We start from the raw sequence: 23,175 nt of genomic DNA, 5'->3' as shown, positions 1-23,175 counted from the left end.
TCTCTTACGTTTCTAATACCTTCGCCAAAAAGTCTTGAGCCCTTTGTGTTTTTGGGTGTGAGAAAAATTCTTCTGGTTTCGCCTTTTCTTGGATATAGCCATCAGCCATGAACCAAATTTCATCAGCAACGTTTTTGGCAAACCCCATCTCATGCGTTACAACAACCATCGTCATTCCTTTTTGTGCTAAATCCTGCATTACTTTAAGAACTTCACCAACCATCTCGGGATCAAGTGCAGACGTAGGTTCATCAAATAACATTACTTCTGGTCCCATTGCTAAGGCTCGCGCAATGGCAACTCGCTGTTGTTGCCCTCCAGAAAGACTGGCTGGAAAAGTATTAGCCTTATCTTCCAGTCCCACTTGTTTTAAGAGCTCAATTCCCGTTGCTGTAGCCTCTTTATCACTAACATGCTTAACTTTCATCGGAGCTAACTTAATATTTTCAATAATACTCATATGGGGAAACAAATTAAACTGTTGGAAAACCATACCCATTTTTTCACGTAAAGTATCAAGTTGATTTTCACTTAAAGCTGTTAATTCTTTGTTTTTAAATAAAACTTTCCCCGCAGTTGGCTGATCCAACAAGTTAATACAACGTAAAAAGGTACTTTTACCAGCACCAGAAGGTCCAACTAAACAAATAACCTGACCATCCCGAACCTCAGCATTAATATCCTTTAAAATGTCATTTTGACCAAACGATTTTTTTAAATGTTCAACTTTAATCACTGTCTCATTAGTCATGTTTCATTTTCCTTTCAAATACTTTCATTAAACTGGATAAACTAAAAGTAATAATAAAGTATAAAATCATCGTAATGACTAAGGGCATAACACCTCTATAGGTATCCGCTTGAACAATTCGCGATTGGTAAATTAAATCCTTAACTCCAATGACTGATACAATTGAACTTTCTTTAATAAGGGAAACAAATTCATTACCAAGTGCTGGCCAAATATTTTTCATTGCTTGAGGCATAATCACATAACGCATTGTTGCTGAGCGAGAAAGCCCTAATGAACGTGAAGCCTCTGTTTGCCCTTTGGCAATTGAACTAATCCCTGAACGAATTACTTCAGCCACATAAGCAGCAGAATTAAGAGCAACAGCAATGATTCCTGATAATAATGCTGGAATATTAATAATTAGCCCTAACCCGAAATAAATAAAAAGCAACTGTACCATTAATGGCGTTCCCCGGACAAATTCAATATAGGCCGTAGCAATTGTATGAGCAAATTGATTATGGCTTAACCGCATTAGCGCTAAGATTGCGCCAAGTAAGAAGCCAAAGAAAACCGAAATTGCTGAAATGAATAAAGTATACCCCACACCAGCTATAAAGAAATCCTTATATGCCCACATTGAATTAGAGGCCTTAGCAGCCTTTTTGTTTTTACCATTGGTCAAATATTTACCAACTTTAGGTAAATAAACCTGATTAATCAGATCTTTTTGTTTAATTTCTGCTATCGACTTATTAGCTGCATTCACTAAGCTCTTTGCCCCCTTATGAAAAGCAATTGCTGAGCCAGCTGAATCAACCTTAAAGCCTGATGCAATAGCAGTAATACCAGAAGTATTCTTCGCAAAAGCACCGGCAGTAGCCGTATCAACGGCAACAGCATCAAACTTTTTGGTTTGCAAACCTAAAATCAAATCACTATCTTTATCCATTGTTTTTAATGTAACTTTTTTAGCCTGCTGCTTAATAAGCGTGGCCTGTAAACTACCGGTTTGTGCACCAATTGCCTTACCGGCAAATGAGTGATAATCATGATATTTATTCTTATCGGAAGTTCTAATTAAAAGATCCTGACCACTTTTGTAATATGCATGACTGAAGTCTACACTTTGTGCCCGTTTTGGCGTTGCATCCATACCGGAAATAACCATATCAATTTTACCGGTTTCTAATGCTACCAGTAATGAATCAAAGTCCATTGTCCGGACAACCAGCTTAACACCTAAATCGTGCGCCATCTTTTTTCCGATTTCAACATCGATTCCTTCGACTTTCGACTTGCCATTAATATTTTTGACAAATTCATATGGAGGAAAATCAGGACTAGTCCCCATTATCAATTCGCCTTTTTGTTTAACTTTTTGTAAATAATTATCTGTCACCTTGGGTGCTGTTTTACTGGCAGCACCAACATTTTGCGGGATTATGGTTAGTAGTATCACTAACAATAGAATACTTTCAAGCCATTTCCATGCTTTTTTCATTGTTTTCCCTCCGTGTATGTAATAAAAATAATTATAATAATCAAAAAATAAAAGTACAACGACTAATTCAAAATTCGGCATAGATAGCAGTCATTCAAAGAACCTACCACAAAAAACATAATAATTTAATTATATAATTTTAGTTAATTTATAATAAAAATAAATAAATATAATTATAATTTAAATTATTTTATAGAATTACAATTAAAATTTCAATATTTTTAGTAAGCCTCCTAAATTTGGTTATAAAAAAACTCCGAAGTTGTCCTAACTTCGGAGTTTTTAGCAATTTTTACAATAGTGATTTTTTTCAAAATTAAACAAAGCCCATTAACAGGCAAAAACAATTAATTATGAATGAGATGCACCTGAAACAGTATCCGAGTCATCTACTTTCATTTGATTTTCTGTTGTGACAGGATATGGCTTAATTCTTGCAGGATCAGTATTTGATCTCAAATTATCAGCCGTATAGTTAATATGCGTTATTCTTGCTCGTTTCACATCTTCAATCGTCTTACAACCAGTTAATTGCATATCGATCAATAATTCCTTATTTAGTTGCTCAATTACCGATTGAACTCCTTTTGCTCCACCTAATGCTAACCCATAGAGGTATGGCCGGCCAATCCCAACAAGATCGGCACCCAGTGCCAATGCCTTAAAGACATGTGAACCGCGCCGAACTCCTGAATCAAAAATGATTGGTACACGATGATTAACCGCCTTAGCAATTTCTGGAAGCATATCGATAGTTGCAGGCCCACAATCAACTTCACGACCGCCATGGTTAGTGACAACGATTCCGTCAGCACCGGCACCCATTGCAAGATAAGCATCTTCAGCACACATAACACCCTTAACAAAAACAGGCAGCCCTGACATTTCTTTAATCCGTTTCACATCTTCCGGACCAATCTTTTGAGCAGATGAAGCATACATTTGAGCGACTGTTTGACCTTCACCCTTAGCACCCTGGTAACGAGTAAAGAAATCTAACGGTACTGGATAAGCAAACTTAGTTCGTAAATTAGCTTCTCTAAATCCTGAAACTAATGCGTCAACTGTTAAAAAGATTCCCTTGTAGCCGGCTTTTTTGACTGCATCAAAGACCATTTTATTGAAATCCCAATCTTTACTGAGATATAGTTGGAAAAAGCGTGGTGCTTCTGGAGCAGCAGCAGCAATATCTTCAACGCTCTTGTTAGCATAGGTACTAGAGCTAAACAATGCTCCGGCAGCGGCAGCACCTATCTGTGTTGCAACTTCAGCATCTTTATGAGCAATTCCATGACAAGCTATCGGTGAAATCATAACCGGAGTCTTTAATTTCATGCCCATAAATTCAGTATCAAGCTGAGGATCTGTCATATTAGTCAAGGCACGCGGAATAATTTGAAAATGATTAAACGCGGTCGTATTGTTTCTCCAAGTCCATTCATTCTCTGAACCAGAAGCAATGTAGTAATATGCACCTTCCGGCATAACGTTCTTTGCACGTTCCTCAAGTTCATCAAGATTAATCATATTAATCGCTTCATCGCGATCACTTTGCGGAAAACCGTTGTAATAGGATGTCATTTTTAAAACTCCTTTTGTTAATTCTATTCAATAAACTACACAACTATCATTATACATAAAATCGCTTACACAGGTTAGTTAAATTTCAATATGTTCGCCTATTCTAGTGAAAACAATTACATTTATCTTGTAAATATTATCTTCACTTATAAATTATGTCTAATAACACTGACAAAGTAAGCAATAAGATAAATAATCACTTCAATTAGTGCAATAAAAAATGTTACTGGTAAATTAGTTATAAACCCAAGATAGAGCCCAAGCCAAACACCTAATAATGCAAAGAAAACTGACCAAGCCAACATTGCAGGAATAGTCTTGCCAATATAACTAGCAATTGATGGCGGAAGGGTCAACAAAATAAATACTAACAATGATCCCACAATTTGAGCCCCAATTGAAACCGACATCGCCAAAGTCACCAAGAAAATCAAACTAACTAAGCCGGTTTTGACACCGTGAGCAAGTGCACCAATATGATCAAAAGAGTCAAAATTCAATTGTCTTTGAATAACAAAAATTAGCAATAATACAATAATAGATAAGATAATTAATTGCCAAACTCCTTGCTTATCAACCCCAATTATACTGCCGAAAAGAATATTGGTCGCGTAATTGCTATTATTACCTGAAATTGCTAAAAAAAAGACCCCTAACCCAATGAATAGCGCTGAAATTGCGCTAATTGATGACTCTTTTTGTTCACTATGCAGGGATAACTCACCAACACTAACTGACCCTAACAAAGTAAATAGTAGCATTCCCCATAAGGGATTAATTCCCAGCCAAACTGCAAAAGCGGCTCCAGCAAAGCCAATCTCCGAAAGAGTGTGTGCTAAAAAACTAAAATTGCGCGCCACCACATAAACACCGACAATACCACAGGTAATTGCAATAAATGTACTAGCTAAAAAGGCGTTACGCATAAATCCAAAAGCAAACATTAATCGTAAGCCTCCTCAAATTGTGCCATTGACCCTTGTTCAATTTTATGATGATTTAAATAAAGGTAATCCTGCATATATTTTTTTGCCAATGGCACATCATGGGTTACGAACAATACCGTGATTTTATGCTTCTGATTTAAATGTCTGATTAACTTCATTAATTCATCCTTAGCAAGTGGGTCTAGGCTTGCTGTTGCCTCATCTAAAATAATCATGTTAGGATTTTCCAGCAATGCTTGTGCTAAATATGCACGTTGTTTTTGTCCACCCGATGCTTCACCCATTCGAGTATTTCGAATTTGATATAAATTTGTTTCTTTAAGTTGCGCTTTGATTGCCTGCTTAATTTTACGATTCTTGATTAAGGGAGCATTTAAGCCAACAAATGCTTCAATTGATAATGGGTATTCTGGATTAATATTGCGAAACTGTGGCACATATCCCAGACGAGTATTTGAATCAAACTTGAAATTTCCTGCTGTTGGTACTAGCATCTTCATTAAAATATTAATCAAAGTCGTTTTGCCAGTCCCATTTGGCCCCAAAAGTGCAGTCATCGATCCCTGCTTCAATTTAAATTTTAAATTTTCAAAAATTAATTCTTGGTCAAATTTCATGGCAAGATTATTTACTTCTAAAATATCAGACAATTTACACTCCTTACTTGGTTATTTAGAAATTCCCAACTTTAACAAATTGATTTATTCCAATTTGATAATATTTGCGATTAGTTATTTTGAGTGCCCCGCCGTATATTCGCACAGAATTACCGCGGAACAATTTGCCTAGATTAGTCCGATTTCCGCTTGCATCATACATATAAGCGTTATGCTTTAAAAGTCGCATTTTTCCTTCAACATTGCTGGCAACAACATACTGGTTTAGTCCTACTTGTAAATACTTTTTATTTTTAATTATCTTATCACCATAAATAGTAAGCTTTACACCAGCTTTTTTTAGTTCTGTAACAGTAGCTACACCATTTTCATCATAAACTTTTGCATTGTGCATTAAAGTTTTATTTCCGATAGCTTCTGGCAAAGTTGGCTTTTGAGAAGTATGATTATCTTTATCATGATTACCTGAATTGTCTGGATTCTGCGTTCCCTGCGAACTTTGTGAATCTTGCGAACCTGGTTTGTCATAATAATATTTGATTAAGTCAAAAAAGTCATCCATAGAATAGCCCCATTTGGCAAAATAACCATCAGGATCGCCATGATCCGTTCCACCAAGAAACTGCGATACAGCACGATGTGACCAAACTGTTCCTTGACCTGTGTGTACAGCATTAACGGGAACAATATTATATCTGTGCATAATTTGAGCCACATAAATTGCGTCATTGTTTACACTCTTAGTAAAATCAGTAAGATTATTTTCTTCGCATAATTCTACTTGGAAAAAGCGATTGTTGGCGATAGGACCGGCTCCCCAAACACCATATGCTGGCGTCATCATCTGAATAACACCATTATGGTCGACAAAGGCATGTACATAAGAATAAATATTCATCCATTCACGATTGAAATAGACTGCCTCATCATGTGCACTAGCATTAGGAGTTGCTGTTTCATGAATGACAACTCCTTCAGGTTTACCATTACGATAATTTAACGGATTGTCTGTATAAAAACAGTTGTACTTAATCCCCTCCTGCTGCAACATTTGCTGCAGATAGGTCAGACCGCCATAACTTTCCTGTTTAGCATTATTATTTATTGTACTACCCTGGGCACTAGCATGAACTTCCACCACTCTAGCTGTTAGCATCGTACTCATTCCGATAACCATAGCTATCGTAGCAATTAATTTTTTCATTTTTATTTCCTCATATATTATTTTTGTGCAATCTCTGCTAAACTTTGATAACTTGTTGTCATCCACTCTAGATAAGTGGTTTTTGCTGGAATTGTTTCACGAATTTTTAAAACAGGAACATTATGTTCATCGGCCATCTTAACGAAATTATCAACAGTAGAACTAGAAGTCTGAGAATTAACTACAAAAAACGAGATTTTTCTTTCTTTAATTCCCTGCGACATTTTTTGCACTGTTGCAGGACTTGGATCCGTATTGTTTTGAACCGCTTTTTCAAAATCTTTATCTGCAACCTTGAAGCCAGCTGCCTTTAATGCATAATCAAAAACAGGCTCACTGACATAGACTGACTGGTGATGACCACCAATTTTTGAAGCAGCTTTTTGAATACGAGCAATCTCTGCCAAATACCGACGACCATTATTGCGATAATATCGTGAATGTTGTGGATCTTTACGGCTTAGTTCCTTAACTAACCAATCAACATACTTGGCAGGCATTTTCAAATCAAACCAGACATGTGGATTATCTCCCTTTTTTAAGCCAAGCAAGTCTTCACCAACTAATATAGACTTTTTATCAACAGAGGAAGCCAATTTGTTCATCCAGCTGTCATATCCTAAGCCGTTAGCAACCACAATATCTGCTTGAGACATAGCTTTAGCATCATTAGTAGTCGGCTCAAAGTCATGGGGATCCACATTGGCATTCTTAATAATTGCTTGTGCTGTGCCATACTTGCCAACAACGTTCTTTGCAATATCTGCATAAACATTAGTTGTAGTCATAATTGAAATTTTGTCTGTTTTTTTTGATTGTGATGAACACCCAGTAAGCGTCAGCACTAGTAACCCTAAGGTAGTCACAGCGAATAATTTTTTCAATTTAGTAAAATTCATTATTGTTGTCATTCCTTTACAATTTTTAGGCTATCGTTAGGGATCGCCAAATAAAATAACCGTAACTTCAACTAAAGTTACTTACAATTAATAACAATTATACACTAAAAAAACGCCACGATTAAAGTAACGCATTAAACATTGCTAACAATCTGATTAATATTACATTTCAGTTATTTTTCTTTTATCGTGATAAATTATCTTCATTTTTTAAAACAAAAAACGTACCAGATATTCAGTACGTTTTCAGTGTAAGTAACATAATAATAAAATTTTCAACAACTATAATCCAATCATATGACTAAAGATTGGAACCAACAAATTATCAACTAAAGCAGTTGCAACAACGGCAACGGATGCCATCGCTCCCTGAACAGATCCTAATTCTAACGCAAAAGCTGAACCAACTGTGTGACCTGAAGTTCCTAATCCTAAGCCTGCACCTAAGGGATCTTCATTGAGATTAAACCATTTCACCAGTTGCTTACCAAGTGCATAAATAACGACCGCATTGATAATGCATGCCATTGCAGTTACTGAAGCATTACCACCAATTGACTTAGTTAATGGCATTGCAACTGCAGTGGTAGCTGATTGGCTGAGCATTGACTTAATACCAACACTATCAAGGCCAACTGCTTTAGAAACAAGCGTAATTAATATCATCGAAATAAATGTACCAACAACTAAGCCAAGTAAAATTACCAGCCAGTTTTTCTTAACAACATCGTTACGCTTGTACAACGGGACAGCGAAAGCAATTGTTGCCGGGGTAATAAACCAAAAAATGATATCTCCACCAGGCTTATAGGCTTGTGTGTAAACTATTGCTGTAGTTGTATTGAAGAATTTGGCTAAAACTGCTAAAACAGCAATTCCCAAAATCATTCCTACAAACAGAGGTTGGAAAAGAAAGAAGCCGTTAGACTTTTTGAATAGCCATTGACCGATCAAGAAAACGACCAGTGATAGGAAAACTCCAAATAACGGATTAGTTATAAACTTCATTACTTAGCATCTCCTATTTTCTTTTTGTGATTTATATTTACCTGACTCTCGGTTATCTTATTAACAAGCCAACTAAAAAATCTGGTTGTATATGCAATAACCACTAACAAGATAATTGTAGCTGCCACAATTACAATTATTAGCTGCACTCCCTGTGCTTTCATAATTTTCAAGTTAGCTGCTAATGAAATTCCTGATGGAACAAACATAAAACCAATTAAAGAAATTAGAACACTGCCAAAAGAGTCAACCCATTCTAGCTTAATCACTTTAGTAGTTAATAACACATAAAGTAGAATCAATCCAATCACCGGTGTTGGTACCGGAAATGACCTCGGCATCAAATCTGAAATCACTTGTGACACAAATAAGATTGCCGCATAAATAAACATCTGAACCAAAATTGGTGCTGACTTCACTTTCTTTTCTTCCATAAAAACCATTCCCTTTCTCTCACAACTTGCTTTCAAGTAATACCATAAGCTAAATAGAGAAAATTGTATCTGGTTATTGGATGAACTGCAAAAAATAAACCACGAATTACCTAAAAGCGATTTCACAAGACGCTTAAGGTAAATTTATGTCCTTACATGTCTAACCTTCTTTTTAATTCTTTTCGATAAGATCGACCTACTTGAATTTTGACACCATTATTCATCAAAAGTAATAAGGTATGATTAAACCACGGCTGAATTTCTTTAATATCTCCGATATTTACGATAGCGTTACGATGAACTTGGACAAATGTTACATCAGTTAAATGCTGCTTTAGCCAGGCCAAAGTTTTCCTTGTTTCAAACTTTTGTTTGGCAGTGGTAATCGTTAATACTCCTTTATTAACTGTAGCAGCAACTATATTTGCTTTTTTAATTACCACATTTCGATCATCAAGTTCAACAATCAGAACTTCACTTTCGTTACTTGATGTCTTCTGAAATTTAGCTGTTAGATTTGCAGTAGCTTTTTTTAAAGCACGGTCAATTCTCTTTTGCTCAAATGGCTTGAGTATGTAGTCAAACGCCCCTATATCAAAAGCCTTAACCGCATATTCATCATATGCGGTGGCAAAAATAATTAGTGGTGCGTGAGCTAACTGCTTCAATTCTTCTGCAAGTTCAAAACCATTTTCATCATTTAATGAAATATCTAAAAACAATAAATCAATTGGATGCTTTAGCAAAATTCCTTGAGCTTCTTTAATATCTTCTGCTTGATAAAGTGTTACTGGGTGATTTTTTAAACTTGGACTCTTTTTAATTAAATATAATAATTCCGTTCGTGCTAACGGTTCATCATCTACAACTAAAATTTTCAACTTAATCTCCTGCTATCTTCTCAATATTTTTACTTTGTTTCATTGGTATTTTCATGCTGAAAGTTGAACCAGCAGAACTGGTTACAATTTTAAGTTTGCTACTCGTTCCGTATAACCCTTGCAGTCGTCGATTTAAATTATAAAGTGCGGTTCCACTTCCACGTGATTCATCAATTACTTCTTGTCCTAATCGAGCAAGAACCTTTGAATCGATTCCGTTTCCATTATCACTAACCTTGATTTCCAAAGATTGTCCCTTTTTTGTCAAACCAACCATAATTTTATTTCCGGTCTTTCTCCCCTTAAAAGCATGCCTAATGGCATTTTCAATAAAAATTTGTAAACAAAATGGTGGTAGCAAGGTATCAGCCGGTACTTTGATTTGATAATCAATTGAAAACTTATTAGGAAAGCGGAGTGTCTCAATTCCTGTATATGCTTCAACATATTTTTTTTCTTGTTCTAATGAAATTTCTTTTTTTTGACCATTTTTAAGACTGAGTCGAAAATAGGTACTTAATTGCATTAATGCTTCGTGCGCTTTATCAACATTTACCCGCATCAATGCTCCAATGGTATTAATCGCATTAAATAAAAAGTGTGGGTTAATTTGGAGCTGAAGTGCTCTTATTTCAGCCTCATTAACCAGGCTGGTCTGCTGTTCAGCAATTCCAATTGCCAATTGACCAGAAAAAATCATCGCTAACCCACGAACCAAATTTTCCTCAACAACCGTCATTTCCCGTCCTTCACGTAAATAGAGCTTTAATGCTCCAATTGTTGCATCATTAACTCTTAATGGACAAACAATCGCTGAAGTCAGGGGGCAATCGTGGTGAGGACAGCCAATGTCTTTTTTGGAATACGCTACCTTCTCCTTTCCAGTTGAAATTACATACTTAGACATATCAGTAAGCACTGGTTCTCCTGAAATATGGTGATCTTCTCCCATGCCAATATGAGCTAAAACATTTCTTTGATCGGTCAAGCCTACTGCATCAAAATGAGTATATTCTTTAATTATTTGACAAACGTGTTTAGCCGAATCGAGATCAAGCCCATTGCGAAAATAAGGTAGTGTCTTGTTAGTCAGTTCTAAAACATCTTTAGTTTGGACTGCTCGTAATTGTCTTTCGTTAGATAAATAAGTCTGCAAAATCTCAATAAATAAGTACGAGCCAATTGAGTTGAGCAATATCATCGGAACAAAAATCAATTTAACCAATCCCAAACCGCGGAATACAAAAATAAAGGCCATCTGAATCAATTCTGCCAGCAACGCTAAAACCACTGTCCAAAGTGTAGATGGATACAAATTATTTTTCTTAACATGGTCTCCCAAAAAGCCAATTAAGAATCCAATTAAGACCGAACTAACAATATAAAAATAATCAGAAAAGCCACCAAAAATGACTCTGTGTAAGCCACCTACTAATCCAACCAGCATTCCAACGTAAGGCCCACCGGTCAAACTAGCTGTAGTAATCACTAACATTCTTGTATTAGCAATCGAATCAGATTGAGACATTTTAGTAATAATTAGTGGCGTTACAATCTCTTTTGAATTCGAAATCTCCACCCCAGTTAAATTTGAAATAATTACAAAGATTGAAAAAATTACAAACAACCATGTCTGCGATTTAAGCGTTCTTTTTTCAATTAGATTCCTAAAAAAACGCATATTTACTAGCATAAATGCCAGTACCATAATAAGACCTAATCGCTCTGATAATAAAATAAATAGATTAAACAACTTGCACTCACTTCTTTAATTTATGTTAGACTACCCCAGTTTTGTCTTTTATTATGCCATAACACTAATTTCATAATGTACAAAACATGTTTAATTACTCTTTTTGGCTTTTAAACAGCCAAAAAAAGGAACTAAAAAAATCTCAATCTAAATGATTGAGATTTTTTATTAAATGCTATGTTGTTAATTACGATGTTTAATATTTTTCTTCCATAGACCTAAAATCACACCTGCGACAATTGAGCCAATGATTGTGGCTACAAAGTACAAAACGATATGATTGGCTAATGGTGATACCCATAAACCACCATGAGGTGCAGGAACACCAATTCGCCAAAAGCCGACTAAAGCTCCTCCAACTGCAGAACCTATAATACATGAAGGAATAACGTGTTTAGCATCAGCAGCAGCAAATGGGATAGCACCTTCAGTAATAAAGGAGAAGCCTAAAATCCAGTTAGTCACACCAGCACGACGTTCATCAGCAGTAAACTTATTCTTAAAGAAAGTAGTTGCAATTGCAGTCGCAAATGGTGGAACCATGCCCCCAACCATTACGGCAGCCATCATAACAGCTGCCACTGTTGAATGAGGATCATTAGCAAATGCACCAGAAGCAAAGACATAAGCAGCCTTGTTGAAAGGTCCCCCCATATCAATTGACATCATAGCAGCCAAAATCAGAGTTAAAACAGTTAAGTTTCCTGTACCCATTTGATTTAAGAAACTGGTAATACCAAAGTTAATCGTACTAAAAATCGGATTAACAATGTAATACATAATCAAAGCGATTAATAGCAAACTTAGAATTGGATAAATCAGCATTGGCTTCATGCCTTCCAATGACTTAGGTAACTTAGCGAATAATTTCTTTAAACCAACTACCAAGTATCCAGCAATAAATCCTGAGGCAAGTCCACCCAAAAATCCGGCAGGAGATTTTGCATTAGTAACCACATTGGCAACATATGCACCACCATATGCACCGCTATATACGGTGGCCATAAAACCACCAACAAAACCAGGCATTAAAGCAGGCAAATCACCGATCGACTCAGCAATGTAACCCGACAAGATTGGTACCATAAAGGCAAAGGCCATGTTACCAGCATTATTTAAGAAGATGAATGCAGGAGATTTAGGACCACCAGCATAGTTTTCCACGATGAAAGAAATGGCCATTAAAATTCCGCCACCAATAACGAACGGTAACATGTGCGAAACACCATTCATCAAGTTCTTGTAAACGGATCCCCAGAAGCCTTGCTTGGTATTTTCACCAGAATTACTCTGGGCACCCGCTTGACCGTCCGCATGGTACACATTGGCATTACCAGCTAAAATTTTCTCAACTAATTCATCAGGCTTATTAATCCCATCAACAACAGGCCGATTAATTAATGGCTTGCCATCAAAGCGTGGCATATCAACTTTTTTGTCAGAAGCAATAATTACACCCTGTGCGCGCTTAATTTCATCTGCGGTCAGCTGGTCTTTCACACCTTCGGAGCCGTTAGTTTCAATCCTTACATCCGCACCGAGTTTTTTACCAGCTTTAATTAAGGCTTCTTGTGCCATATATGTATGAGCAATACCATTAATACATGCAGTTACCCCGACTATTAAAGGTCGATCACTCTTTACAACGGGCTTTTCTTTCTCTGCCTTTTTCTCTGCATCTGTTCTTTCTTCTGCATCTTCAAAAAGTTGAATTACTTCTTCAGGAGTCTGAGCCTTTTTCAATGCCTCGACTAAATCTGGATTAATTAATAAACTAGATAGCTTTGCTAAAGCCTCAAGGTGAGTATTATCCGCACCTGCTGGTGCTGCAATCATGAAAAAGAGGTAAACCGGTTGACCATCAAGTGAATTATAATCAATTCCTGCTTTACTCTTTGCAAACAATACCCGTGCTTTATTAATCGATTTATTACGAGCATGTGGCATTGCAATACCATCACCAATACCAGTAGTCGACTCTTTTTCACGGGCCCATATTGCTGAAACAAATTCATCTTCATTATTAACAATACCGGTCTCAACCTCTAGGTCCGCCATTTCTTTAATAGCATCTTTTTGATTAGTTGCCTTTAGCTCCATAATCATTGATTCTGGAGCTAATATATCCTTAATTTTCATTACAATCCTTCCTTAATTATAAAATTTGTTCCACTTTAATCTGCGGTAACACAGCTTCAATCTGACTCTTAACTGCAATATCCTTGGTAAAGGCGGTTGCTGCACCACAAGCCATTCCAATTCTAAAGCTTTCAGCTGGATCATTATTTTTAACGTATGTTCCCACAAAGCCGGCAATCATCGAATCCCCAGCACCAACAGAGTTTATAGCAGTTCCAACAGCACCTTTAGCATGATAAACATGATCAGTAGTTATTAAGTAACCTCCCTTACCTGCCATTGATACCATTACGTTTTGTGCACCTAATTGAAGCAATTTACGAGCACAATCAAGCAGTTCATCATCAGAATTAAACGTTGTATTAAACATTTCCGCCAATTCATGATGATTGGGTTTAACAACAAGTGGATGAAAACTAAGTGTATCCAGCAATGCTTGACCAGTAGTATCAACAACAAAGTTGGCTCCTGCCTGAGTAATTGTTGGTAACAACTGTTGATAAAAATCGGGTGGCAAGGTGGGAGCCAATGAACCACTTAAAACAACAATATCACCTTTTTTTAAATCACTTAATCGATCCTTAAAAGCAGTTATTTCCTGCTCAGTAATGCTTGGACCTGCAGCATTAATTTCTGTTTCGGCTTCGGCATGAACTTTAACATTAACTCTTGTAGCATCAGAAATTGTAACAAAATCATTCACAATTCGCCGTTGATTAAGCTGACGGACAAGTTCTTTACCAGTAAATCCACCAACGAATCCCCAAGCAGTGTTATCAATTCCTAACTGGTTCAAAATTTGAGAAACATTGATTCCTTTGCCTCCCGCTAAAAATGAGCAATTATTGCTTCTATTAACTTCCCCACTTTTCACCTGCTGTAACTGAATAACATAGTCTAAAGCAGGGTTAACAGTGACCGTATAAATCATTATTTAACCTCTTTCACATTGATTTTAGCTGGTAATAAGTCCAGATGCGCTTTATCTAAGATAGTAGTGATCAACATTGCATTTTTGATATTACCAAACGTTGCAAAACTTTGATCACCTATCTTTGATATATCAGAAAGAATGTAAGTTGTTTCTGCGTGTTTCCATGCCAATTTTTTGATTGCCGCTTCTTCAGGATCTGGAGTGGTCAAACTCCCCGAATGATCAATCCCGTTAGTGCCAACAAAACAAGCTGCAAAATTCATATTCCTCAATTGCTTAATTGCTGATTGACCAACAACCGCATGTGTATCTTCCTTAATTCTTCCACCTAAAAGTATAGTATTAATATTATGGTTAAGTGCCCCTAAGGCAGTTTCAAGACCATTGGTCACAACGGTCACGTTGACCATATTAGCCAAGAATGGCACCATTTCGTAAGCTGTTGTTCCAGCATCAATAAAAATGTAGTCATTTTCATGAACATAGTGCTGAACAGCATACTGGGCGATTCGGATTTTATCATCGTGATTCATTGTAAAACGAATGTGTTGTGACACATCATGAGCAAAACTGGTGACCGACTGAGCGCCTCCATGAATTCGCTTAATCAAACCTTTTTCTTCCATTTGATTAAGATCACGCCGAATTGTTGACTCGGATGTTGAAGTCATTGCACACAAGTCGCTTACCCGACATAAGCCATGTTGATTAACACGATTTTCAATTAATTTTTGTCGCTCTTGCGTGAGCATCCCATTCACCTCCAAAGTATTTTATTCTGTTAAGTAAATAAAATCAATCATTAACAATCAAAATGCGTCATTTTCATGCAAAAATGCCTCCTTTATCGGTGTGGTAAAATTAAAATTGGCTATTAAGGGGGAATTTTAATTAATGGAACATAACAATCCGAATAATGTAGAAAATCATCTATCATCTAAACATCACATGAAAATTCATTGGAAAGATTTTTTTAAAAGTTCAGATGATACTTTGGTCAAAGACGCAACACTTGTAGAAAAAGGCTCCTTAGTTGGCAGAATTGGCATTATGTTATTATCTTGTGGTACTGGAGCATGGCGCGTTAGAGATTCAATGAATACAATTGCACGGGCATTAAATATTACCTGTTCGGCTGATATTGGTTTGATTACTATTGAATATACCTGTTTTGATGTTGATAACCAATCTTATTCTCAAACCTTATCGCTGGCTTCAACCGCTGTTAATATGAATAAATTAAATAAACTTGAAAACTTCGTTCGTCGTTTTGAAGCAGAAAATGATTACATCACAATTGGTGCAGTTCACCATCGCTTATCGCAAATTGAGCGCAATACTAAAAGTTATCCGCTACTTATTTCAGCTCTAAGCGCAGGCGTAGCATGTGCTGGTTTTATCTTTTTGCTTGGTGGGGGATGGCCTGAAATGCTTTGTACGTTTTTCGGTGCCGCAATAGGAAATTACTTCCGCGGTTTGCTTGGTAAACAACAAATTACTTTAGTAGCAAAAATTGTTGTGGGTGTGGCTATTTCGTGTGCTGTTTACTTTTTAAGTTTTAAGCTTGGCGAATTTATGCTTCATTGGGATTATCATCATGCATTCGGTTATATTGGTTCAATACTTTATGTCATTCCTGGCTTTCCATTCATCACTTCCGGACTTGATATGTCAAAACTAGATATGCGTTCTGGAATTGAGCGACTTGCATACGCCATATTGGTTGTCATGATTGCAACAATGGCGGGTTGGGGAATGGCGACTTTACTTAATTTGCGTCCTGGTTCAATGCCCGCACTTAATTTATCCCCTCTTTTCTTAACAATATTTCGCATTATTGCTAGTTTTTGTGGGGTTTATGGGTTTTCAATCATGTTCAATGCTACACCAGCAATGGCAACAGTTGCAGCAGCTATCGGCGCCTTTGCCAACACCCTACGCTTAAGTTTAGTTGACTTTTCACATACACCTGCTGCCATGGCCGCATTCATTGGTGCACTACTTGCGGGGTTGATTGCTAGTTTTGTTCGCGATCGAGTCGGCTTTCCTAGGATTGCAATTACAGTACCAGCTATCGTTATCATGGTTCCAGGTTTATATATGTACCGTGCTGTATTCAACTTTGGCATTACAAATATTAACATTGGTGCTTACTGGATTATGAATGCCTTAATGATTATCATTGCTTTACCAATTGGCCTTCTAACGGCAAGAATTTTGACAGACGCCAAGTGGCGACATGCAGATTAAAAAAATCCCAAAATAAAAGCTGATCAATTAACGTTTTAATTAACGAAAATTATCAGCTTCTTTGTTTATTTATTGTTTTTCCTTAGACTCATTTTTAATATTTTACTTCCTCGCAATATTTTCGATGGCATTTCTACCTGAGAAAACACAATAACCGGCATGAGTTCCTGGTACATTTACTCCATAAGTATCACCGTATAACACAGCGGAACCATCCCCGCCAATAGCATATAGTCCTTGAATTGGTCGTCCTTTAGTATCTAAAACTTCATTTTTAATATTAACGCGCAAGCCGTCACCAGTCGTATAGGCTCCAACACCTAATTCGATTGCATAAAATGGCCCATTTCCATCAACCGGTAGCATATACTTAGCTGGCTTATGAAAGTCGGTATCCTCACCTTGTGCTGCCATTTCATTATAATGCTCAATATAAGCTGGCAAATTTGGCGTATCAATTTCTTGTGCAAGTTCTTCTATGGTTAGCGCTTTATGCAAATATTCGCGCCCATCTTTTTCTGCTTGCTCAATATCAGAGCGCAAACTTGGATAACGATCCTCTGGAACAAATGGCTTCATTGACCTTGGATAAGATTTATCAGTAAAATCGTCCAAGATTTGTTGACTAAAGATACAAAAAACACGATCTTGGCGGTTCATTGCATTGCCCTCATTTGCCCAATTAACTACAGCTGCACTTTCGTCAACAAAGCGCTCTCCCAATTCGTTAACCCAGCATTGTGGTTGATCACAAACAGAACTCCAAATAGCGGTTCCCCACAGTTTGAATGAAGGAATTGTATGATCTTTTAGCTGACCACCAAACATCATGGCCATACCAGTAAAGAATTTTTTGGCACCTAAACTCCATGCTAGTCTCAAGCCATCTCCAGTATTTTTACCAGAATTAACAGGAATAATATTATCTGGATTTTGATGCGGCGTCTTTTGCATTAATTTTTGATCATTAAGGTAACCACCTGTTGCTAGAACAACATTCTTTGTTCGGACTAGTCGCTCACTCTTATCTTCAACTTGAGTCAGAGTAACAATAAAAGTATGATCATTATTTTTCTTAAGACTTGTTACTCTTGTTAAAGTTACAATCTCAATTCCTTTTTCTTTAACATAAGGTTCAAGACCATTGTGAATTGCATCATGGCCTTTACCTTCAAACAGATGCCATGTTCTTGCACCAGACCCCAAATTGGCAACCATTGCAATTTTAACACCGTGATCTTGTAGCCAAGATACATTCTTACCAGCGTGATTAATGTATTTTTGCCACATTTTACCATCAGCTCGGTAATGAGAATAAGTTAATTCCTCGTTGAGCAATTCGTCTTTATCAATAACAGCATTTTCCTTTTGCTGTATTTCAGAATCAGCAGCGAAGACTCCTTCAACATAATTGCCAGTACCACCTGTTGTTCTGCCCTTTTCTACCAACAATGTTTTCAAATGCTGGTCAGCAGCTTCAGTAGCGGCAGCAAAACCAGCTAACCCAGCACCTACGATTATTACATCATATTCTTCCATTATTCAGACCTCATTATTTTATAAAAAGCATGTACAATTTGTCCATGCCTTTTAAAATTACTTGTTCTTCTTAACTGACTCGGCTGCGTCAATTCCGGCTAAGCGACCCGAAATATATGCAAAGCCTAAAGTTCCGCCTTCAAAATCAACATAAGCCTTTCCATACATGCCTGAAGCATCGGCTCCTGCAACATATAAGTTAGCAACTGGTTCTCCGTTTGGCGCTAAAGCACGCATTCTTTCATCAATTGTGGCACCGCCTAATGTACCAAGATTGCGGGCAATAAACTTAACTGCGTAAAATGGTCCCTCTTCCACTGGAATCATTCGCTTAGTATCAGAGAAGAATAGATCATCTTCGCCTTTGGTTTTGGCTTCATTATATTGTGTAATCGATTTTTGCAGATTATCAGGATCAACACCCATTTGTTCAGCTAATTCAGCGATAGTTTGACCAATAAAAACAACATTAGTAGAAGCCAACTTGTTTAAAAGACTTGTAAAATCCGTCTTTTCGTGTTCACGTTTAATACTTTCGTCGGTATCAGTCGGATAATTGAATTCCATATAGAATTCACGCTTATTCTTCCACTTACCGTAGTGATCTTCAATCGCAACCGTGCCGCCTTCCTTAATCTTGTCAAGCATCGCTTGATCCAAAATCACAAATTCGGTTTGCTTAGGCTGCTCTGATAGTTCCGCACCGTGAACTGCAAAATCCAAAGCATGAGTTTCACTAGCATAGCGCTGACCACGATTATTAACCCGTAAGTTAGGAAAATCTGCTAAAGCATTTAATGGCATCCAATTCGGTCCCACTAACTTGGCCATAGCGCCAATATCCTCATTGCTGAAAGTTTGCCAGAAATAGTGAGTTGAACCATTAATATGACGAGCTGTTCCAGCATCCCAAGCCATGTTCAAACCGTCCCCAGTATTTTGTAGAACCTGACCTTGGGTACTGACATCACCCAGATATTCTTTGCGCATCTTGGCATTACCGCCAAAGCCACCTGTGGCAATAATTACTTTCTTAGCATTAACTTGTAATTCTTGATCGTCACCTTGCGCAATTAAGCCAACTACCTTACCAGCATCATCTTGTAATAACTTCTGCCCTGCAAAGCCGAAGTACATTTGTCCACCAAGAGATTTAAACTTTTCAATCAGTTTGGTAACGGCTTTTGTACCACCTTCTTGATAACCATGCAAAGTTGCCGGCATGCCAATATGATCAAAACTGCCACCTGTTCCGGCATCAACCAACTTCATAATTGCACCATTTTCATTGAGCCAGTCAACCGTTTTTCCAGATTCATCAATAATTCTGCGTACTAAAATTGAATTCATATAGCCTTGTGACGCATCCATATATTCATCATAAAGCCACTTTTTAGAAACGACTTGGTCTTGATCTTTTTGTTGCTGACTATCACCGGCAAACATCCCGCCGGCAAAGGTACTGGCACCTAATGGCGAAATTGTCTTTTCTAAAAGAGCAACACTAACGCCATGTTGTCTGGCAGCAAGTGCGGCAGCTACACCGGCTCCACCAGCACCAACAACCGCAACATCAACATTAATGGTTTTCTTAGCACTTATAGTGGTCTTAGCACCATTAGCTTTTAGCGCTTCAAAGTCAACATCAGCTTTTGTTAAAGCATTTTTAACTCCTTCGATTATTCCACGTGATGTTTCGGAAGCTCCAGAAACGACATCCACATCAACATCCTGATGCGCAACAATTTTTTGCGCCATCTTCTTGAAGGCATTATCGGCCAAACTTCCGGGTGCATATTGATCAAGTGCCTTAACGCTAATAATTTGATCTGAGCCCACTTCGACCTCAAGGTTAATTTGACTTTCCTTGCCTTGACCGGAACCAGTGTATTTACCGGGCTTAGTAGTGATTTTTACCATAATTAAAATCCTTCTTAACTAATCAAATAACTTATTTACGACGACGTGCATCATTTGCGTCTGGCAATATGGCAATGAAAACAGCAGTTAACATCAAAACAATACCTTGAATAATAAAGGTCAACATATAGTTGCGCCCAGCAACCAAAGAAATAATAACTGGAATACAGTATGAGAAAAGTAATGATACAGTGCCAATTAATCCACCAGCAGAACCCGCATACTTGGGTCCAATTTCTGGAAAAGTAATCGGCATTGCTTGCATCAATGGGCCAGTCATTGCGCCAAATAAACCACCTAGAACCAAACTAATAATTAGAGGTAAGCCTAATGGAATAAACCATGTGATAGCAATTAACATCCCAGCTAAAAGTGTCACTAAAATCATCAACGGCTTTGCCTTTCTTGCTTTACCAATAATTGCAGGACCAAAAAGAGAACCACATAGACTACCAATAGTTGCAATTGCAGCAATTGTATTGCCTTGAACAGAAGATAAACCTCTGGCAGCAAAAGCTGGTGGCATAATACTTGAAAATGCTTCGCTCGCACCCATTCCAACACCGACACTAATTGCAACAATCCACGTCTTCTTACTACGAGCTGCAGCCTTGAAAAATTCCATTGATGATTCAGTATGATCTTGCTTTACTGCTTCAGGGGGAAGTTTTTCACCTGCAGGCATATCTTTCATAAAAAATAACCAGCAAATTGCCAATACAAGTAGCAAAATCGATGAAAACATATAAGCTGATTGTACACTCGGAAATCTTGGACTAGTAATCCGAGATAAGATGATGCCAACACTAGCAGACGCAAAGAATATTCCCATTGCAATGTTTGTATCTTGTTTAAACCACATGCCAAAAATTTTTAAAGTATTGGCATTTAATAACGCCATATAGACACCAAACAGTAGTAACATCAGCATCATAGTAATAAAGTTATGAGCAATTAAGCGACCAAATGCACCGATAACTGAAATAATCAAACCAATTGAAACAATTTTTTTAGCACCAAACTTATCAGCTAAAGTACCTGCTGGAATACTCAAAAAAACCGCAATCAACATTGGTGCCATAACTAGGCTTTGAAACTGAGCAGTCGAAATATGAAGCATTGGCATAATTTGAATAGCTAAAGCTGAGATTTGAAATTGAATATAATTACTCGTTAAATCTAGTAAGGCGACAATGGTCAAAATTACCCACCGATAGTTTGAAAGCTTGGGCATTTGTCTTTCATCCATCATTTTTAAAACTCCTTTTTAAATTAAACTAATTTTCTGCTGCGAATTGACCGGCTAACCTACCGAAAGTCTGCGCGTGACTACAAGTTAAGCCCGGAACACGGTCTGGATATGAACCCCAGAAAAAGCCGCCACTAGCATTACCCGCTGCATAAAGATGCGGAATTGGGTTACCATCTTTATCAATCACTTCCATCTTAGAATTGATCCGTAAGCCATCAAGCGTTGCAAGAAGACGTCCCCCCATTATGACGCCATAATATGGGCCATGTTCGACCGGGTATAATCTGAATTTTTCTTTGCCAAAATCGGTATCTACACCTTGCTTACACATCTGGTTATATCGTTTAACTGTTGCAACCAACTTGTCTTTTGGTAAAGCTAATTTTTCAGCCAGTTCTTCAATCGTATCGGCTTTTTGCACCATTCCATCATCAATTCGCCGTTGAATTTCGGCTTTATTTTCTTCAGTATTATAAATACCAGGCCAGCCTAAACGTGAGCACCCCTGTGTATCAAATTGTGCTAAGTGATCCATGGTATCTTCTGACCAAATCTGAGCCTCAAGATAGCCCGGCTGCTTCGACATTGCATTAATATCAAACTGATAAGGGACACTTTCGTTACCAAAACGTTCACCTTTCAAATTAACCTTAAGTAGTGGATATGCTCCCATCCAGAAATATCCTGGTCCCTTAAAGTCAATTTCATAATGATCTTCAGCCTTTGTACCAACTGGAACTGCACCACGATCAAAAATAATTTCAGCTGGTTCTTCATCACGTGCAGCACCAACTTTTAAGCCGGCTAGAATCCCTGAACCATCATCTCGTGGTCCATCAGAGTAGACATTCTTCTTGTAACCAAGTGGATTCCATTTCTTCATTAAATCAACACTGCCACCATAACCACCGGTACAAATAATGACACCTTTATTAGCATTATACTGAGTCTTTTCACCACTAGCTCGGTCACTTGTTATTACTCCTATTACTGCTTTATTATCATCAGTAACTAGTTCCTCCAGCTTGGTATTATATTTAATGGTCACGCCTAATTCTTGTGCTTTATTGAGTACCCATTCACCATAGTGAGCCCAGCCATTATCTGGGGTGGCAATGGCCAATTCTGTATTAAAAGCGGTATTGACAATTGTTTCGTAATAAGCATCTTCTTGCGGTCTTAAGATACCACCATTAGGTTTTAAAATATTATCTTCAAGCCAGTTGGCTGTTTCATCAGCATGATTAGCCCAAGTCCAAAGCAATCTTTCATCAACATTGTCTTGGAAGAAAAGCGTTAAAAAATTCATTAATTTAGCTTTATCTACCTTGATGCCTGCTCTTTGTTGAGCGTTACTGTTAAGTGCCGCAAAGAAAGAACGGAATAAGAACTGGGAGCTGCCAGATTTATCAATTAACAAAACTTTGGCACCCTTTTCAGCAGCAGCACATGCTGCCATTGCACCAGCATTGCTAGCGCCGGCAATAATCACATCATAAGTACTTACCATTTTTATCCCTCACTTTTAATGTAACTTTTTTTATCGCTTTCATAATACTATGGATTAAGTGAATCTTTGC

Annotated in this window: 19 protein-coding genes; 1 reads left to right on the top strand and 18 read right to left on the bottom strand. The window is 37.4% G+C overall.

Features of this window, described 5'->3' with window-relative positions:
• Positions 1-4: 4 nt before the first annotated feature.
• From ACYIAQ_RS02795 to ACYIAQ_RS02730, 14 genes are all read right to left on the bottom strand, one after another.
• Positions 5-751 carry an amino acid ABC transporter ATP-binding protein gene (locus ACYIAQ_RS02795; protein ID WP_483562489.1) on the bottom strand — a complete coding sequence of 249 codons (747 nt, stop codon included), beginning with the start codon at positions 749-751 and terminating at the stop codon, positions 5-7.
• Positions 744-2,237 carry an ABC transporter substrate-binding protein/permease gene (locus tag ACYIAQ_RS02790; protein WP_483562488.1) on the bottom strand — a complete coding sequence of 498 codons (1,494 nt, stop codon included), beginning with the start codon at positions 2,235-2,237 and terminating at the stop codon, positions 744-746. The genes ACYIAQ_RS02795 and ACYIAQ_RS02790 overlap by 8 nt, the downstream gene beginning before the upstream one ends.
• A gap of 351 nt (positions 2,238-2,588) precedes the next feature.
• Positions 2,589-3,818, bottom strand: a complete 1,230-nt coding sequence (locus ACYIAQ_RS02785; protein WP_483562487.1) for a lactate oxidase — start codon at positions 3,816-3,818, stop codon at positions 2,589-2,591.
• 146 nt (positions 3,819-3,964) lie between these two features.
• On the bottom strand, positions 3,965-4,762 hold the full coding sequence (locus ACYIAQ_RS02780) for a metal ABC transporter permease (protein ID WP_483562486.1): 798 nt from the start codon (positions 4,760-4,762) through the stop codon (positions 3,965-3,967).
• Positions 4,762-5,382: an ATP-binding cassette domain-containing protein gene (locus tag ACYIAQ_RS02775; RefSeq protein WP_122019136.1), complete on the bottom strand. Its 621-nt coding sequence runs from the start codon at positions 5,380-5,382 to the stop codon at positions 4,762-4,764. The genes ACYIAQ_RS02780 and ACYIAQ_RS02775 overlap by 1 nt, the downstream gene beginning before the upstream one ends.
• Positions 5,383-5,437: 55 nt before the next feature.
• Positions 5,438-6,586, bottom strand: a complete 1,149-nt coding sequence (locus tag ACYIAQ_RS02770; RefSeq protein ID WP_483562485.1) for an SLAP domain-containing protein — start codon at positions 6,584-6,586, stop codon at positions 5,438-5,440.
• 17 nt (positions 6,587-6,603) lie between these two features.
• The gene (locus tag ACYIAQ_RS02765) at positions 6,604-7,488 is read right to left on the bottom strand and encodes a metal ABC transporter solute-binding protein, Zn/Mn family (RefSeq protein ID WP_483562513.1); all 885 of its coding nucleotides are present in this window, start codon (positions 7,486-7,488) and stop codon (positions 6,604-6,606) included.
• A 279-nt stretch (positions 7,489-7,767) separates the two neighbouring features.
• Positions 7,768-8,493, bottom strand: a complete 726-nt coding sequence (locus tag ACYIAQ_RS02760; protein WP_122019058.1) for an LrgB family protein — start codon at positions 8,491-8,493, stop codon at positions 7,768-7,770.
• A complete protein-coding gene (locus tag ACYIAQ_RS02755) occupies positions 8,493-8,927 on the bottom strand; it encodes a CidA/LrgA family protein (RefSeq protein ID WP_483562484.1) in 435 nt (144 codons plus the stop codon). The genes ACYIAQ_RS02760 and ACYIAQ_RS02755 overlap by 1 nt, the downstream gene beginning before the upstream one ends.
• 152 nt (positions 8,928-9,079) lie before the next feature.
• On the bottom strand, positions 9,080-9,808 hold the full coding sequence (locus tag ACYIAQ_RS02750; protein ID WP_483562483.1) for a LytTR family transcriptional regulator DNA-binding domain-containing protein: 729 nt from the start codon (positions 9,806-9,808) through the stop codon (positions 9,080-9,082).
• Between the two features lies 1 nt (position 9,809).
• Positions 9,810-11,516 (bottom strand): LytS/YhcK type 5TM receptor domain-containing protein, encoded by a 1,707-nt coding sequence (locus ACYIAQ_RS02745; protein WP_483562482.1) that lies wholly within the window; start codon positions 11,514-11,516, stop codon positions 9,810-9,812.
• Between the two features lie 228 nt (positions 11,517-11,744).
• Positions 11,745-13,700 (bottom strand): PTS fructose transporter subunit IIABC, encoded by a 1,956-nt coding sequence (locus ACYIAQ_RS02740; RefSeq protein ID WP_483562481.1) that lies wholly within the window; start codon positions 13,698-13,700, stop codon positions 11,745-11,747.
• A 16-nt stretch (positions 13,701-13,716) separates the two neighbouring features.
• On the bottom strand, positions 13,717-14,631 hold the full coding sequence (gene pfkB, locus ACYIAQ_RS02735; protein ID WP_122019064.1) for a 1-phosphofructokinase: 915 nt from the start codon (positions 14,629-14,631) through the stop codon (positions 13,717-13,719).
• Positions 14,631-15,386: a DeoR/GlpR family DNA-binding transcription regulator gene (locus ACYIAQ_RS02730; RefSeq protein ID WP_122019066.1), complete on the bottom strand. Its 756-nt coding sequence runs from the start codon at positions 15,384-15,386 to the stop codon at positions 14,631-14,633. The genes pfkB and ACYIAQ_RS02730 overlap by 1 nt, the downstream gene beginning before the upstream one ends.
• A gap of 142 nt (positions 15,387-15,528) precedes the next feature.
• Here ACYIAQ_RS02730 and ACYIAQ_RS02725 point away from each other — a divergent pair, with 142 nt between their 5' ends.
• Positions 15,529-16,884 (top strand): threonine/serine exporter family protein, encoded by a 1,356-nt coding sequence (locus ACYIAQ_RS02725; protein WP_483562480.1) that lies wholly within the window; start codon positions 15,529-15,531, stop codon positions 16,882-16,884.
• Between the two features lie 102 nt (positions 16,885-16,986).
• Here the strand turns inward: ACYIAQ_RS02725 and vprA are convergent, their stop codons facing one another.
• Genes vprA through ACYIAQ_RS02705 form a run of 4 tightly spaced genes read right to left on the bottom strand, consistent with a single transcriptional unit; the run spans position 16,987 to position 23,105 of the window.
• Positions 16,987-18,423, bottom strand: coding sequence for a vinyl phenol reductase (gene vprA, locus ACYIAQ_RS02720; RefSeq protein ID WP_483562479.1), 1,437 nt, complete (start codon positions 18,421-18,423; stop codon positions 16,987-16,989).
• 57 nt (positions 18,424-18,480) lie between these two features.
• Positions 18,481-20,343 carry an FAD-dependent oxidoreductase gene (locus ACYIAQ_RS02715; protein WP_483562478.1) on the bottom strand — a complete coding sequence of 621 codons (1,863 nt, stop codon included), beginning with the start codon at positions 20,341-20,343 and terminating at the stop codon, positions 18,481-18,483.
• Between the two features lie 31 nt (positions 20,344-20,374).
• Complete coding sequence (locus ACYIAQ_RS02710; RefSeq protein WP_483562477.1) at positions 20,375-21,595, bottom strand: MFS transporter; 1,221 nt, start codon at positions 21,593-21,595, stop codon at positions 20,375-20,377.
• 25 nt (positions 21,596-21,620) lie between these two features.
• Positions 21,621-23,105, bottom strand: coding sequence for an FAD-dependent oxidoreductase (locus tag ACYIAQ_RS02705; RefSeq protein WP_483562476.1), 1,485 nt, complete (start codon positions 23,103-23,105; stop codon positions 21,621-21,623).
• Positions 23,106-23,175: the final 70 nt, after the last annotated feature.

The sequence above is a fragment of the Lactobacillus sp. X-49 genome (genome assembly GCF_057063645.1).
This window is presented reverse-complemented; position numbering and strand designations above follow the sequence as displayed.